We start from the raw sequence: 244 nt of genomic DNA, 5'->3' as shown, positions 1-244 counted from the left end.
AAGAAGCAGCCCGAAATTGGGTCTGTAGCTCAGTTGGTTAGAGCGCACCCCTGATAAGGGTGAGGTCGGCAGTTCGAATCTGCCCAGACCCACCAATTTTGTGTGGGAAACGCCTGTAGAAATACGGGGCCATAGCTCAGCTGGGAGAGCGCCTGCCTTGCACGCAGGAGGTCAGCGGTTCGATCCCGCTTGGCTCCACCACTACTGCTTCTGAAGTAAAGCTTAGAAATGAGCATTCCATCGA

At 54.5% G+C, this 244-nt stretch carries 2 tRNA genes; both read left to right on the top strand.

Features of this window, described 5'->3' with window-relative positions:
- Positions 1-18 precede the first annotated feature (18 nt).
- Positions 19-95 (top strand) — tRNA-Ile (locus ACM6IM_RS08655).
- A gap of 30 nt (positions 96-125) precedes the next feature.
- Positions 126-201: transfer RNA gene (locus ACM6IM_RS08650), tRNA-Ala, on the top strand.
- Positions 202-244: the final 43 nt, after the last annotated feature.

It is taken from the genome of Pseudomonas sp. IT-P12 (assembly GCF_949767465.1).
In the GTDB taxonomy this organism is placed as follows: domain Bacteria; phylum Pseudomonadota; class Gammaproteobacteria; order Pseudomonadales; family Pseudomonadaceae; genus Aquipseudomonas.
Note: the sequence above shows the minus strand (reverse complement) of the source record. Positions and strands in the feature narration are given on the sequence as shown.